The sequence below is a fragment of the Mesorhizobium sp. M0174 genome (genome assembly GCF_040322275.1).
Classification (GTDB): Bacteria; Pseudomonadota; Alphaproteobacteria; order Rhizobiales; family Rhizobiaceae; genus Mesorhizobium.
The window spans coordinates 176,444-190,233 of sequence record NZ_JAMYTB010000001.1; the positions used below are offsets into that span (position 1 = coordinate 176,444).

12 protein-coding genes are annotated in these 13,790 nt (G+C 63.9%); 3 read left to right on the top strand and 9 right to left on the bottom strand.

Features of this window, described 5'->3' with window-relative positions; genetic code table 11:
• Positions 1-141: 141 nt before the first annotated feature.
• The 3 genes from NKJ13_RS00925 to NKJ13_RS00935 all read left to right on the top strand — a co-directional run bounded on the left by NKJ13_RS00925 (position 142) and on the right by NKJ13_RS00935 (position 3,549).
• Positions 142-1,692, top strand: a complete 1,551-nt coding sequence (locus NKJ13_RS00925) for a cation:proton antiporter (RefSeq protein ID WP_352737010.1) — start codon at positions 142-144, stop codon at positions 1,690-1,692.
• Positions 1,693-1,781: 89 nt separating this feature from the next.
• Positions 1,782-2,696 carry an endonuclease/exonuclease/phosphatase family protein gene (locus tag NKJ13_RS00930; protein ID WP_352737009.1) on the top strand — a complete coding sequence of 305 codons (915 nt, stop codon included), beginning with the start codon at positions 1,782-1,784 and terminating at the stop codon, positions 2,694-2,696.
• A 7-nt stretch (positions 2,697-2,703) separates the two neighbouring features.
• The gene (locus NKJ13_RS00935) at positions 2,704-3,549 is read left to right on the top strand and encodes an EamA family transporter (protein ID WP_023675361.1); all 846 of its coding nucleotides are present in this window, start codon (positions 2,704-2,706) and stop codon (positions 3,547-3,549) included.
• Here NKJ13_RS00935 and NKJ13_RS00940 read toward each other — a convergent pair whose 3' ends face one another.
• The 9 genes from NKJ13_RS00940 to NKJ13_RS00980 all read right to left on the bottom strand — a co-directional run bounded on the left by NKJ13_RS00940 (position 3,550) and on the right by NKJ13_RS00980 (position 13,779).
• A complete protein-coding gene (locus NKJ13_RS00940) occupies positions 3,550-3,861 on the bottom strand; it encodes a Dabb family protein (protein ID WP_352737008.1) in 312 nt (103 codons plus the stop codon).
• A 10-nt stretch (positions 3,862-3,871) separates the two neighbouring features.
• Positions 3,872-5,500 carry a GMC family oxidoreductase gene (locus tag NKJ13_RS00945; RefSeq protein ID WP_352737007.1) on the bottom strand — a complete coding sequence of 543 codons (1,629 nt, stop codon included), beginning with the start codon at positions 5,498-5,500 and terminating at the stop codon, positions 3,872-3,874.
• 12 nt (positions 5,501-5,512) lie between these two features.
• Positions 5,513-6,274 (bottom strand): 3-ketoacyl-ACP reductase, encoded by a 762-nt coding sequence (locus NKJ13_RS00950; RefSeq protein WP_352737006.1) that lies wholly within the window; start codon positions 6,272-6,274, stop codon positions 5,513-5,515.
• Positions 6,271-7,785, bottom strand: a complete 1,515-nt coding sequence (locus NKJ13_RS00955) for a GMC oxidoreductase (protein ID WP_352737005.1) — start codon at positions 7,783-7,785, stop codon at positions 6,271-6,273. Before NKJ13_RS00955 ends, NKJ13_RS00950 begins: the two co-directional genes overlap by 4 nt.
• 5 nt (positions 7,786-7,790) lie before the next feature.
• Positions 7,791-8,906: an ABC transporter ATP-binding protein gene (locus tag NKJ13_RS00960; protein ID WP_352478183.1), complete on the bottom strand. Its 1,116-nt coding sequence runs from the start codon at positions 8,904-8,906 to the stop codon at positions 7,791-7,793.
• A 4-nt stretch (positions 8,907-8,910) separates the two neighbouring features.
• Positions 8,911-9,855: a carbohydrate ABC transporter permease gene (locus NKJ13_RS00965; RefSeq protein ID WP_352737004.1), complete on the bottom strand. Its 945-nt coding sequence runs from the start codon at positions 9,853-9,855 to the stop codon at positions 8,911-8,913.
• Positions 9,852-10,811, bottom strand: coding sequence for a carbohydrate ABC transporter permease (locus NKJ13_RS00970; protein WP_352702759.1), 960 nt, complete (start codon positions 10,809-10,811; stop codon positions 9,852-9,854). The genes NKJ13_RS00965 and NKJ13_RS00970 overlap by 4 nt, the downstream gene beginning before the upstream one ends.
• A 142-nt stretch (positions 10,812-10,953) precedes the next feature.
• The gene (locus tag NKJ13_RS00975) at positions 10,954-12,207 is read right to left on the bottom strand and encodes an ABC transporter substrate-binding protein (RefSeq protein ID WP_352647637.1); all 1,254 of its coding nucleotides are present in this window, start codon (positions 12,205-12,207) and stop codon (positions 10,954-10,956) included.
• Positions 12,208-12,267: 60 nt separating this feature from the next.
• Complete coding sequence (locus tag NKJ13_RS00980; RefSeq protein ID WP_352737003.1) at positions 12,268-13,779, bottom strand: aldehyde dehydrogenase family protein; 1,512 nt, start codon at positions 13,777-13,779, stop codon at positions 12,268-12,270.
• Positions 13,780-13,790: the final 11 nt, after the last annotated feature.

The window sequence follows — 13,790 nt, forward strand, 5'->3', positions numbered from 1 at the left end:
AGTGAGAATGCGCTTTACGCGCCAAATTCCTCTACACGCAGCCATTCACCATTCACCATTCACCACTCACCATTCACCAGCAGCCAAAGGCGCGGCCGTTTTTGCAGTGCCAATCGCCCGGCTTCACCGCTACGATAAGGCATGGCGCTTTTTGAACTCACCCTTGTCCTGCTTCTCATCGCGGTCGCCCTGACCGCGCTGTCGCGGCACCTGCAGATTCCCTATCCTTCATTGTTGGCGCTGGCCGGCGCTGGCATCGCCTTCTTGCCATTTGCACCGACTATCGAGATCGACCCGGAGTTGGCGCTTGCTTTGTTCATCGCACCGGTGCTGCTCGACGCGGCCTACGACACGTCGCTGCGCGATCTCAATCGCTACAAGGTTTCGCTCATCCTGCTGGCGCTTGGCGCCGTCATCTTCACCACGGTGGCGGTCGCTCTGGTCGGCTGGACGATGGCACGCCTGCCCGTCGCCGCCGCCATAGCGCTTGGCGCGATTGTGGCGCCGCCCGATGCGGTGGCAGCGGCGGCCGTGCTCGGGCAGTTCAAGGTACCGCACCGCATCACCGCCATCCTGGAAGGCGAGAGCCTTCTCAATGACGCGACGGCACTGCTGATCTACCGAATGTCGGTTTCCGCAGCCGCCGGCTCTATCCTGTTGAGCAGTGCCATACCAATGATCCTGCTGTCGACGGTCGGCAGCCTTGCCGCAGGCTATGTGCTAGGCCGGTTGTCTCTCGCCATACTCGGCCGTATCGACGACCCGGCGAGCGGCACCGTGGTGCAATTCGCCTCAACCTTTGGCGTCTGGATCCTGGCCGACAGGATAGGGCTGTCCGCCATCATCACGATCGTCGTCTATGCCATGACGATCGCACGTACATCGCCGCGCCGCATGCCGGCAAGGAATCGTGTCAGTTCCTACTCGGTCTGGGAGACGGCGGTGTTCGTGCTCAACGTCCTGGCCTTCGTCCTGATGGGCCTGCAAGCGCGATCGATTGTCGGTCGACTTGCCGAGCAAGGACAAAGCGAGGCGTTCGTCTTTGCCCTGGCGGTGCTGGCCATTGTCATCGTATCGCGGCTCGTCTGGGTGCTGGGCTGCGGCGCGATCCTCAGAGCGCTGGCACGTCTGGGCGACGAGGACAGGCGGAAGGACGCACCGACATTTCGCGGCGGCATGCTTATCGGCTGGTGCGGCATGCGCGGCCTGGTGACGCTTGCGGCAGCCTTCGCCTTGCCGGCCGACTTTCCGGGCCGTGATCCGATCGTGCTCGCCGCTTTCACGGTCGTGCTCGGCACGCTGGTGCTGCAAGGCGTCAGCCTGAAGCCGTTGCTGAGTGTGCTCAATCTCAAGCCCGACCAGACGGTCGACCGGGAGGTGGCGCAGGCGCGCGTCGCCATCATGCAGGCTGCGCTCGACGTGCTCAGCGGCAAGACGTCGAGCGCCGCAGGGGCGGTGCGCGAGCAATATGCCGCCCAGCGCGCCATCGCCGAGAACCCGGAGGATGCCCAGGCGGCGACCGAGTATGACAGGTTGCGTCTTTATGCCATCAAGAGCCAGCGCGATGCACTGGAGCGCCTGCGCATCGACGGAACGATCGGCGACGAGGCCTACCACCGCCTCGAGGAAGAGATCGACTGGTCGGAACTGGCGGCATCCCCGCCCGGGCGGTTCCAGCCACTGACGACTTAGCATCTGGCCCAAGCTCCCTCCGTCCGGCTGCACATTGCAACCAATCCACCGAACGGCTACTGCCAGCAGGAAACTGAGCCGGATAAGCAATGAAGCTGGTCAGCTATAACATCCAGTACGGCTTCGGCGGCGATGGCCGCTACGATCTGGCGCGTTGCGCCAAGGTCGTCGCCGGTGCCGACATCATCGCCTTGCAGGAAGTCGAGCGGCACTGGTTACGCAGCAACGAGGACGACCAGCCGGAACTTCTTTCGCGATTGCTGCCCGACTACCATTGGGTCTACGGCCCGGCATTCGACATGGATGCCAGCCACAGGCGTGACGGCCGCATCGTCAACCGGCGGCGGCAATTCGGCACCATGGTTCTGTCGAAGCTGCCGATCGTCTGGTCGCGGCTGCACACGCTGCCGCTCAGGCGCACGCTGCGTCCGCTCAACACCCGCAACGCCGCACTTGAATGCATGATCCGCACCCCTGCCGGCCCGGTGCGGTTCTTTTCGCTGCATCTGGCGCATATCGCGGCCGAGGAGCGGCTGGAGCAGATCGAGTATTTGCTGGCCGAGCATCGCCGCGCGCCGTCCGAGGGCGGCCCATGGAGCGGCGCCGACGACGAGCCGGCGCGCAACTGGAGCAATGGCGAACAGGAGCCAGAAAACCCCGTAGCGGCGATCTGGTTGGGCGACTTCAACATGGAGCCGGATAGCGCCGAGTACCGCTGCATCGTCGGCAGCGCGCCCTATCATCGCGGTGCCGCCTATCTCGATGGTTTTGTCGACGCCGCCGCCGTCGCCAGCGAACCGACGTCGGACTTTCACACCCATGTGAAGACCATCGACGGCAGGATCGCAAAGCGCCGGCTCGACCATTGCTTCGTCGGCGGTATGTTTGCGGGGCGCGTGCGCTCGGTCAGCGCCGAAATCGGCCAAATCGCCTCCGATCATTTTCCGCTCTGGGTCGATATCGACCTGGAGACGCCTATCGCCATAGGGACGGGCGGCGGATGAACCGCCGATGAGCCTGTTTGTCTTTTTCGCGGTGCTCGCCGCCGCTTCCATGCATGCGATCTGGAATGCGCTGGTCAAGGTCCATCTCGACCGTTTCCTGTCGATAACGCTGATGACGCTCGGCATGGGTGCCGCCGCGCTGGTGACGTTGCCCTTCGTCGAGGTGCCGAAGCCGGAAGTGTGGCCATACATCCTCGCCTCGGTTGTCTTCCACATGGGCTACAGGACGTTCCTGATCGGCGCCTACAAGGCCGGCGATTTCGCCCAGACCTATCCGCTGGCGCGCGGCACCGCGCCCTTGCTGGCCGCTTTGGGGGGCGTTGTGGTGGTTGCCGAGATGCCGGCGCCGCTCGCCATTCTCGGCATTCTCTTGTTGTCGGCGGGCACGCTGGTGCTGTCGTTTCGCGGCGGCGCGCATCTGGAGAAATTGAACTTGCGCGCTGTCGGTTTCGCGTTGGGCACATCGATCTTCATCGCCAGCTATACGCTGTCGGACGGCAGCGGCGCGCGGCTGGCCGCCACCGCATCGAGCTATGCGGCCTGGCTGTTCGTCTGCGATGCGCTGTGGGCGCTGGTGCTTTGCGTCGTCTTTCGCGGCCCACAGGCGCTGCCGGTGCTGGCCCGCGACTGGAAGGCAGGAATCTATACCGGCGTGCTCAGCGGCGGCGCCTACTGGATCGTGATGTGGGCGATGACCAAGGCGCCGATCGCCTCGGTGGCGTCGTTGCGCGAAACATCGATCCTCTTCGCCATGATGATCTCGGTGTTCGCGCTCGGCGAGAAGATGACGGCATGGCGGGGTGCCGCGGTGCTTAGCATCGTTGCCGGTGTGGTTGCGCTGAGAATGGGATAATCACGCGATCTCCAGGTCGAACACCATCAGCCCGTCCGTGCCGCCTTCGAGCGCCGCCACCAGCCGGGCGCCGGCTCGCCGATGCGCTTCATGCTCCAGATAGGCATCGCGTGCGGCGGCATCGCGAAAGTCGATGGTGAAGCCGTGCGTGAAGCCGCGGGCGAAGGGTTCGGGGCTGGTGTTGGCGCTGAATTCGACCTTGCCCATACCGTCGATCATCGACCGCAACGCTTCGAGTTCGGCATGGATCGCCGCCCGCTCGGCGTTAGCGACATCGTTGCGGACTCTGACGAAAACACAGTGCCGGATCATTCCTTGTCCCTCATGCCGCTCGGTTGGTGGAAAACACTGCCGGCGGCAGCGGCTCGCGATCAAGGATCAGATCGGCGCCCTTTTCACCAACCATGACCGTCGGGGCATTGGTGTTGGAGGAGGGGATGCGCGGCATCACCGAGGCGTCGCAGACGCGCAGGCCCTCGATGCCACGTAACCTGAGCTCCGGCGTCACCACGCTCATCGCATCGTAACCCATGCGGCAGGTGCCGACCGGGTGGTGGTCGGTCTTGGAACTGCGGCAGGCGTAGTCGAACAGCTCGTCGCCGCTCTGCAGGTCGGGTCCCGGCAGTACCTCGCGCAGCACATAGGGCTGCAGCGCTTTCTGCCGCATGATCTCGCGCGCCAGCCTCAGCCCTTTGATCGACATGTCGCGGTCATAGGGATCGGACCAATAGTTCGGATCGATCAGCGGGCGGTCTGCCGGGTCGGCACTGTTCAGCCGCACCGTGCCGCGCGAGCGCGGGCGCAGGAAGGCCGAATTCAGTGTCACGCCCGGATTGTTCAACTTCTCGACGCCGGCCTCGATGCCGGAGCCGAGGCCGAGATGCAGCTGGATATCGGGAGAGGCGGCGGTCGGATCGGCGTACCAGAAGCCGCCGGTCTCGAACAGGCTGGAGGCCACCGGGCCTTTCTTCAGGAGCAGGTACTGAAGGCCGGCCCACGCCATCCAGTGCAGCTTGGCGTAGTTGTCGTAAGTGTGATCGCCGGTGCATTCGGCGATGACGAACAGGTCGAGATGATCCTGCAGATTGGAGCCGACGCCTGGCAGGTCGTGCACAGGCGTCACGCCGACCGCCTTCAAATGGTCGGCCGGGCCGATGCCCGACTGCATTAGAAGCTTCGGCGAGCCGATGGCGCCGGACGAGACGATCACCTCGCGTTCGGCGTGCAGGATCGTTGGCTGGCCGCCCGGCTTGTCGACGATCTCGACGCCGACAGCGCGGCCCTTGTCGACGACGATGCGCGTCACCAGAACGCCGGTCCTGATGGTAAGATTCTTGCGCTCGCGGATCGGCCGGAGATAGGCGACCGATGCCGAAGAGCGTTTTGCGTCCTTCTGCGTCAATTGGTAATAGCCGACGCCCTCCTGGCTGGCGCCGTTGAAGTCGGGATTGAAGGGGATGCCCATCTCCTGCCCGGCGCGGAAATAGGCCTCGCAGATCGGCAGCGGCGCGATCGGGTTCGACACGCCGAGCAGGCCCTGGTCCCCGTGAAAATCGTTGGCATAACGTTGATTGTTCTCGGCGCGTTTAAAATAGGGCAGCACGTCGCGATAGCCCCAGCCGGCAAGACCTTCTTCCTTCTCCCAGGCGTCGTAGTCGCGGGCGTTGCCGCGCGTGTAGATCTGGGCGTTGATCGACGAGCCGCCACCGATCACCTTGGCCTGCGTGTATCGGAAGACGCGGTCGTTCATGTGCTTTTGCGGCACAGTCGACCAGCCCCAGGCGGCGATGCCCTTGGTCATCTTGGCAAAACCGGCCGGCATGTGGATCAGCGGATGCCAGTCCTTGCCGCCGGCTTCGAGCAGCAGCACCTGATGCGACGGATCTTCGCTCAGCCGGTTGGCGAGTACGCAGCCGGCCGGGCCGGCGCCGACGATTATGAAGTCAGTCATGGCATCACCTGTTCATAGCCTCGGCACCGACAGCGCGCCGTCGACATTGATGACCGAGCCGGTCGAAAAGCCGAGCTTACCGCCGGCGAGCGCCGCCACGGCGGCACCGATATCCTGGCCCTTGCCCCAGCGCATCGCCGGCACCAGCCCGCTCTCGATCAGCGCGTCATATTTGGCGGTGACACCCGCGGTCATCTCGGTGCGGATGATGCCCGGCCGCACCTCGAACACGGCGATGTTTTCGGTGGCAAGCCGCAGCGCCAGGTTCTTCACCCACATCGAAAGCCCGGCCTTGGAAATGCAGTAGTCGGAACGTTCCGGCGAGGCCATGGCGGCACTGACCGAGGTGACGGTGATGATCGATCTCGCACCATCGCCCGGCAGGCCTAGCATCGCTTTGGCGACGGCCTGGCTGAGGAACACCGTGCCGCGCAGATTGATGCCGAGCACCCGGTCGAAATTTTCCGGCTTGAGCTCGAGCAGATCGCCGCGCAGGACAGTGCCGATGCCAGCATTGTTGACCAGGCAGTCGATGCGGCCGAAGGCGCTTGTCGCGACATCGATCAGCGCTGCATGGCCGTCGAGGTCAGCGATGTCGCTGCTGGCATAGGCAAATTTCGCGCCGCGCCCGGTGATGTCGGCGGCGAGCCCGTCGGCGGCTTCGTCAGCAAGGTCGGCGACGAGGATGTCGAAGCCTGCATCGGCCAGCGCCTCGGCGCAAGCAAGGCCGATGCCGCGCGCGCCGCCGGTGACGATGGCTGCCGGGCGGCTCATGTTGCAAGCTCCGTCTTGCAGATGTGGTCGGCGACGCGCAGCGCCTGTGCGGCGATCGACAGCGCCGGATTGACGGCGGCCGAATTCGGCAGGAAGCCGGCATCGACGACAAACAAATTGCTGTGGTCGAAGGAGCGGCAGAACGGATCCAGCGGCGAGGTCGCTGGATCGTTGCCCATCTTTACCGTGCCGCACTGATGCGAGGGCGTGCGCTTGTCAAACGGCCGCGACAGCACGATCGGATAGCCGCAGGCGCGGAAATTCTCGCGCATCACCTTGGTCAGTCCGTCGAGCGACTGCATGTTGGAGCGCCGCCACTGCATGACGATGTCCTTGCCGTCGACCATGATGCGGCTCTCGGGATCGGGCAGGTCTTCGCACATCAGATACCAGTCGACGGCGTGGCCGGCCATGAAATCGAGCGCGAATTTGGGCGCGCGCCTGACATTGGCCTTGAGGATGTTGCCGTCGATCTTGCCGAGGAGCTGGACATTGCCGAGCGGCTTGCCGCCCCTGCCGTCGGACAGATAATAATCGTTCAGCATCAGCGTCTTCTGGTAGACGGATTTGTTCCGCCGGCGTGGATCGATCGCCAGCATGGCGCTCGAATTGTGGTTCATGAAGTTGCGGCCGACCTGGTCGGAGCGGTTGGCCAGGCCTTTGCCACCGCCTCTGCTCTGAGGGGTGGGCGAGCGCAGCAAGATGGCGGCGGAATTGACTGCGCCGGCCGATAGGATGACCAACTTCGGCGCGACTTTCTTCAGCGTACCGTTCTGTCGATAATGGACGGCAGCGATTGTCCTCGCATCCGGCGATGCCTCGAGATGTTCGACGTGGGCGCCGGTCTCGAGCTTGATGTTCTGGTCGGCAAGGGCGGCGGTCAGCGGCCCCGTTTGGGCGTCGACCTTGCCGGCGCCGGTGTTGGGAAAAGCGTCCCACGGCGTGCTGCCGTCTTTCAGCCAGGCTTCGATGTCGACGCCGAGCGGCAGCGATGCCGGGTGCAGGCCTAGGTTCCTGAGCTCGGCGCGGGCACGCGCGATCGGCGGCTCGTCCGGCACCGGCCCGAAAGGGTAGGGCATCGAGTGGAACGGCTCGGTCGGGTCTTCGCCGAGTGCACCGCGCACGCGGAAAAGCTGCTCGGCCCTGGAATACCAGGGTTCGAATTCCTCGTAGGAAAACGGCCAGGCCGGCGAGATGCCGCCATAGTGCTCCATCTCCGAAAAGTCTTCCCTGCGGTAGCGGATCAGCACCGCGCCGTAGAATTTCGAATTGCCGCCGACATAGTAGTAATTGCCCGGGTTGAAAGGCGCTGCGCCGGCCTCGAGCCACATCTCCTTCGGCCTATAGTGGCCATCGACGAAGATTGCGCGGGTGTCGCGTGCGTGCGGGGTTGCCGGCAGGGCTTCACCGCGCTCCAGCATCAGGATCGAGACGCCACTGCCGGCAAGGCCGGACGCGATCGTGGCGCCGCCGATGCCGGAGCCGATGATGACGATGTCTGGATTTGTCATGGCGGTCAGACGATGCGTTTCTCGGTCGCCGGATCGAAGAACACCGCCTTGGTCAGATTGAAGGCGAGCGGCGTGACCGTGCCGGGCTGGATGTTGGCATCGGCGCGCAGCCGCGCCACCACCGCCTTGCCGCCGAGATTGGTGACCGCGAACGTATCCGAGCCGGCCGGCTCGATGACCTCGATGTGACAGTCGGCGCGGGCGATGTTCGAGGCGTTGCGTTCGGCCCCTTCGGGATCGGTCAGTGCTTCCGGGCGGACGCCGAAGATGATCGGTTTTCCGTGGAATGCCGACAGGCCGGCCGGCGCATTGGCCAGCGGCAGCGAGATCGGCTGGCGCGCCTCGCGCTCCATGACGACCGAGAAGCCGGATCCGTTGCTGCCGATCGTCGCCGGGATCAGGTTCATCGCCGGCGAGCCCATGAAGTCGGCAACAAACAGGTTGACCGGATTGTTATAGATCTCGGCCGGCGTACCGAACTGCTGCACCTCGCCGTCGCGCATCACCGCGATCTTGGTGGCCAGCGTCATAGCCTCGATCTGGTCGTGGGTGACGTAGACGATGGTGGTGCCGGTGGTGGCGTGCAGGCGCTTGATCTCGATGCGCATGTCGACGCGCAGCTTGGCGTCGAGATTGGACAAAGGCTCGTCGAACAGGAACAGCTTTGGATCGCGCACCAGCGCCCGACCCATGGCGACCCGCTGGCGCTGGCCGCCGGAAAGCTGGCTTGGCTTGCGCTTCAGCAAATGGCCGATCTGCAGGACCTTTGCCACCTTGTCGATCGCTTTCTGGCGCTCATCGGCCGGCACGCCGCGCATCTCCATACCGAAGGCAATATTCCCGGCCACCGTCATGTTCGGATAGAGCGCGTAGCTCTGGAACACCATGGCGATGTCGCGCTTGGAGGGGTGAAGATCGTTGATCGTGCGGCCGTCGACGCGGATTTCCCCTTCGGTGATGGTTTCCAGGCCGGCAATGGTGTTGAGCAGCGTGGACTTGCCGCAACCGGAAGGCCCGACCAGCACGAGGAAGCCGCCCTTTTCCAGGTCGAGGTCGATGCCTTTCAGGATCTCGACCGCTCCGAAACGCTTCTTCAGCCCGTCAATTTCCAGAAAAGCCATGCGATTATCCTTTGACGGCGCCGGCCATAAGGCCGCGCACGAAATAGCGGCCGGCGAGCACATAGACGAGGAGCGTCGGCAGCGCGGCGATCATCGCAGCCGCCATGTTGACGTTGTATTCGACGACGCCGGTCGAGGTGTTAACGACGTTGTTCAGCGCCACCGTCATCGGCATCACGTCGCCTGAGCCGGCATAGGCGGAGGCGAAGAGGAAGTCGTTCCAGATGTTGGTGAACTGGTAGATCACCGTCACCACGATGATCGGCAGCGAGTTGGGCAGCATGATGCGCCGGAAGATCTGGAAGAAGCTGGCGCCGTCGATCTGCGCCGCCTTCACCAGCTCGTTCGGAAACGCTTCGTAATAATTGCGGAAGAACAGGGTGGTGAAGCCGATGCCGTAGACGACGTGAACGAACACCAGGTTCACGGTTGGATTGCCGAAGCCGAAGGTGAGGCCAGTCGCGTTCTGCAGCTTGACGCCGAACCGGCCGAGGCTGCCGAGGATCGTTGCCATCGGCAAGAGGACGGACTGGAACGGGATGAAGCAGGCAAACAGCATCAGCCCGAACACCAGCGTCGCCCCGCGAAAGCGCCACTTCGTCAGCACATAGCCGTTGAGCGCGCCGAGCAGGGTCGAGATGATGACGGCCGGAACCACCATCTTGATCGAGTTCCAGAAATAGCCCTTCATGCCGACGCAGGTGAGGCCCGAGCAGACTTCGCTCCACGCCCTTATCCAGGGTGCGAAGGTCGGCGCCTGCGGCAGCGCCAGCATGTTGCCGTTCTGGATCTCGTCCATGGTCTTGAACGAGGTCACCAGCATGACGAACAGCGGCATCAGATAGAATAGCGCAAACAGCGCCAGCAGCCCGTAGATGACGATACGGTTGACCGTCCTGGCGCTGATACCGCCTGTGCTCTGGCGAGCAGGAGTGGCTATGGCGCTCATCGCGGCTTCTCCCGAAGCTCGGAATAGAGATAGGGAACGATGATCGCGGTGATAGTCATCAGCATGATCACGGCGCTGGCCGAGCCGACGGCCATTTCGTTGCGCTTGAAGGTGTACTCATACATGAAATTCGACGGCAGCCAGGCCGAGCCGCCCGGCCCGCCGCTGGTCAGCGCGACGACCAGATCGTAAGACTTGATGGCGAGATGCGCGAGCACGATCAAGGCGGACAGGAAGATCGGCCGCAGCAGCGGGATGACGATGCGGCGGTAAAGCTGGAACGTGGTGGCGCCGTCGATCTGCGCCGCCTTCAGGATCTCGCCGTCGATGCCGCGCAGGCCGGCCAGGAACATCGCCATGATGAAGCCCGACGCCTGCCAGACGCCGGCGATGACCACCGTGTAGATGACGAAATCCTTGTTCTTGATCCAGTCGAAATGGAAGCTCGTCCAGCCCCATTGGTGCAGCGTCTGCTCGAGGCCGAGGCCGGGGTCGAGAAACCATTTCCAGGCAACGCCGGTGACGATGAACGACAAAGCCATCGGGTAGAGGTAGATCGGCCGCAGCAGGCCTTCGCCGCGGATCTTCTGGTCAAGCAGGATCGCCAGGAACAGCCCGAGCGCCAGGCAGATGGAAATATAGAGGAAGCCGAAAATCCCCATATTGGTGATCGAGGTGTACCAGGAGGACGGCGGATCGCTTTCGAAAGTCCAGCGCCACAGCCGCTGATAGGCGCGTGGCCCGGTGATCGCATAGGAGGGAAAGGTCTTGGAATTGGTGAAGGACAGATAGATCGTCCACAGGATGAAGCCGTAGACGAAGACGATGGTGGCGGCGAAGCTCGGCGCCAGCACGAGCTTCGGCAGCGCATCCTGCAGGCGCGAGCGCACCGAAGCGCCCGGACGGGCACCGTGCTCCGGCGTCAGCGTGATACTGGTTTCAGCAACTATGCTCATCGATCCATTCCGTATCGCGGGTCCGGAATTCTGTCCTCGCGGCCTCTGCGGCACGAAGCGTGCCGGTCAGCGCAACCGCAAAACCCCTCCGCAGGGAATCTCCCCGGCTTGCGCCGGGGAGATCGTTCACATGGGCGCGTGCTTACTTGGCGTCTTCGATCGCACTGACCAGTTGGGTCACCGCCTCGTCCGAGGTCTTGATCTGGCCGTGGACGAACTTCGAGACGACATCCTTGTAGGCGTTGGCAACCGCCGGAGGGGCGCCGTAGCCTTGCGCCAGCGAGCCGAACAGCGTGCCGCCTTCATTGGCGGCCTTCAAATCGGCCATGCCCTTCTTGCCGCATGCGTCGAAGTCGGTGTCCGGCACGTCGGTGCGGGCCGGGACCGAGCCCTTGACGACGTTGAAGGCCGACTGGAAGCTCTTCGACAGAGTTGCGGTGGCCAGAGCGATCTGGGCGGCCTTGCGGTCTTCCGGAACCTTGAACATGCCGAACATGTCGGAGTTGTAGATCACGCTGCCGTCGGTGCCCGGGAAGCGATAGCAGAGAAAGTCGGTGCCCGGGACCTTTTTGGCGGCGTTGAATTCGCCCTTGGCCCAGTCACCCATCACCTGCACCAGCGCATCACCCTTGATGACCATGGCGGTGGCGAGGTTCCAGTCGCGGCCCGAGAAGTTCGGGTCGACATAGGTGACGAGCTTGGCGAGGTTGTCGAACGACTTCTTCATCGTGTCGGACTTGAGGGATTCCTCGTCGAGGTCGTTGAAGGCCTTCTTGTAGAACTCAGGCCCGCCGGTCGACAGCACAACCGAGTCGAACATTGTCGCTTCCTGCCAGTTCTGGCCGCCCAGTGCGAGCGGGATGACGCCCGCCGCCTTGGCTTTGTCGAGCAGCGCGATGAAGTCGTCGAAAGTCTTGGGCTCGGTGCCGCCGATCTTGTCCATCACCGCCTTGTTGATCCACAGCCAGTTGACAGAGTGGACGTTGACCGGAGCCGCGACCCACTTGCCGTCATAGACCGAGAATTTCTGCAGGGCGGCGGGAACGGACTTGTCCCAGCCTTCCTTTATCGCGGTCTCGGTCAGGTCGCCCATGACGCCGGCCGCGGCGTAGTCGAGCACGGTATAGCCAAGCATCTGCGAGGCGGTCGGGTAGTTGCCGGCCGCCACCATCGCCTTCAGCGCGGTCATGGCGGCGTCGCCGCCACCGCCGGCCACCGGCACGTCCTTCCAGGCAAAGCCTTCCTTGGCCAGATCCTGCTTGAGCACGTTCAGAGCGGCAGCTTCGCCGCCCGACGTCCACCAATGCAGCATCTGGACTTCCTTGACGTCCTCGGCATGGGCCGCGAACGCAACGCCCGCTGCGAGAGCCGTCCCGATAAGCAGTTGTCGCAACATGTACTTCCTCCCTTGTTGAACTTACAACGACCGGCGGATAGCCACCGGGTTCTTCCCAACTCAGCCGACCCACCATCCGGTGCGCTGGCCGCGATGAAACTGGATTGTCTTTTCCTCGGTATAATCCTCGACGGCGCGCTTGCCGAGTTCGCGTCCCAGACCGGACTGCTTGTAGCCGCCGAAAGGCAGTTCGGGATAACCCTCCATGAACGTGTTAACCCAAACGGTTCCCGAACGCACATTCCGCGCCACCGACATGCAGGTATCGATGCTGGCGCTCCACACGCCCGCCGACAGACCATAGGGCGTGTTGTTGGCGATGCGCAACGCCCTTTCAATCGATTCAAAAGTCAGCACCGAGAGCACCGGCCCGAACACTTCCTCGCGCGCAATGGCCATGTCTTCGGTGACGTCGCGAACGATTGTCGGATCAAGATACTGGCCGGCGCTCGCAGCAAGCTGCTTGCCGCCGCAATAGATCCGGCCGCCGTCGTTTTCCGCTGCCGTCACGTAGCCGGTGACCTTGGCCACATGGTCGGCGGAGATCATCGCGCCCACCATGGTGCGGTCGTCGAGCGGATCGCCGACAACCACCTTGGCGGTGAGTGCTTTGACGGCGCCGAGGAAGTCGTCGGCGATCGCCTCATGGACGATCAGCCGGCTGCCGGCATTGCAGCATTCGCCGGCATTGAAAAAGCCGCCGAATACCGCCGCGTCGGCAGCGGCTTCGAGGTCGGCATCGGGAAAGACGAGCTGGCCGTTCTTGCCGCCGAGTTCCATCGAGACTTTCTTCAGCGAGTTGGCAGCAGAGGCCATGGTCATCTTACCGACCCGGGTAGAGCCGGTGAACGACACCATCTCGACCAGCGGGTGGCTGACCATCGGTGCGCCGACATCGGCGCCCAGACCGGCAAGGATGTTGACGACGCCATCCGGCAGGCCGGCCTGCATCAGGATCTCGCCGAGCACGAAGGTCGAGGCCGAGGTCATCTCGCTCGGCTTGACCACCGCGGTGCAGCCGGCGGCGAGCGCGAAGGGCAGTTTCTGGCCGACGATAAGGAATGGGAAATTCCACGGCGTGATGATCGAGACGACGCCGACCGGTTCGCGCAGCACGACGCCGAGCATGGTGTCGCCGAGATTGGCATAGCTTTCGCCGTGAAGGGTCCGCGCAAGTGCCGCGGCATAGCGCCAGATGTCGACGGCGCCGCCGATCTCGCCGCGCGCCTGGGCAATCGGCTTGCCGGATTCCAGCGCGTCGAGCCGGGCAATCTCGTCCAGCCGCGCCTCGATCAGGTCAGCAGCCTTGAGCAGGATCGCGGCGCGCTCGGCGGCCTTCATGCGCGGCCACGGGCCGGTCTCGAAGGCCCTGTGCGCGGCCTGTACCGCAGCCTCGACGTCCGCCGCGCCGGCCTGTGCATAGCGCGAGACGGTGAAGCCGTGGCCGGGGCTGCTGCGCTCCAGCGTGCGGCCGTCCCGAGCGTCGACGAACTTGCCGTCGATCAGCAGCCGGTAGCTTTTCGGCGCTGCGGCTGCCTCGGCGGGCATGGCGATGTTGAGAGGTGCGTTCATGTGCGTTTCAG

Bases quoted from the DNA above. Each gene is read 5' to 3' on its own strand.
- NKJ13_RS00925 (WP_352737010.1), top strand. From the start codon at position 142: ATGGCGCTTTTTGAACTCACCCTTGTCCTGCTTCTCATCGCGGTCGCC.
- NKJ13_RS00930 (WP_352737009.1), top strand. From the start codon at position 1,782: ATGAAGCTGGTCAGCTATAACATCCAGTACGGCTTCGGCGGCGATGGC.
- NKJ13_RS00960 (WP_352478183.1), bottom strand. From the start codon at position 8,906: ATGGCTTTTCTGGAAATTGACGGGCTGAAGAAGCGTTTCGGAGCGGTC.
- NKJ13_RS00940 (WP_352737008.1), bottom strand. From the start codon at position 3,861: ATGATCCGGCACTGTGTTTTCGTCAGAGTCCGCAACGATGTCGCTAAC.
- NKJ13_RS00955 (WP_352737005.1), bottom strand. From the start codon at position 7,785: ATGACAAATCCAGACATCGTCATCATCGGCTCCGGCATCGGCGGCGCC.
- NKJ13_RS00965 (WP_352737004.1), bottom strand. From the start codon at position 9,855: ATGAGCGCCATAGCCACTCCTGCTCGCCAGAGCACAGGCGGTATCAGC.
- NKJ13_RS00950 (WP_352737006.1), bottom strand. From the start codon at position 6,274: ATGAGCCGCCCGGCAGCCATCGTCACCGGCGGCGCGCGCGGCATCGGC.
- NKJ13_RS00980 (WP_352737003.1), bottom strand. From the start codon at position 13,779: ATGAACGCACCTCTCAACATCGCCATGCCCGCCGAGGCAGCCGCAGCG.
- NKJ13_RS00945 (WP_352737007.1), bottom strand. From the start codon at position 5,500: ATGACTGACTTCATAATCGTCGGCGCCGGCCCGGCCGGCTGCGTACTC.
- NKJ13_RS00975 (WP_352647637.1), bottom strand. From the start codon at position 12,207: ATGTTGCGACAACTGCTTATCGGGACGGCTCTCGCAGCGGGCGTTGCG.
- NKJ13_RS00935 (WP_023675361.1), top strand. From the start codon at position 2,704: ATGAGCCTGTTTGTCTTTTTCGCGGTGCTCGCCGCCGCTTCCATGCAT.
- NKJ13_RS00970 (WP_352702759.1), bottom strand. From the start codon at position 10,811: ATGAGCATAGTTGCTGAAACCAGTATCACGCTGACGCCGGAGCACGGT.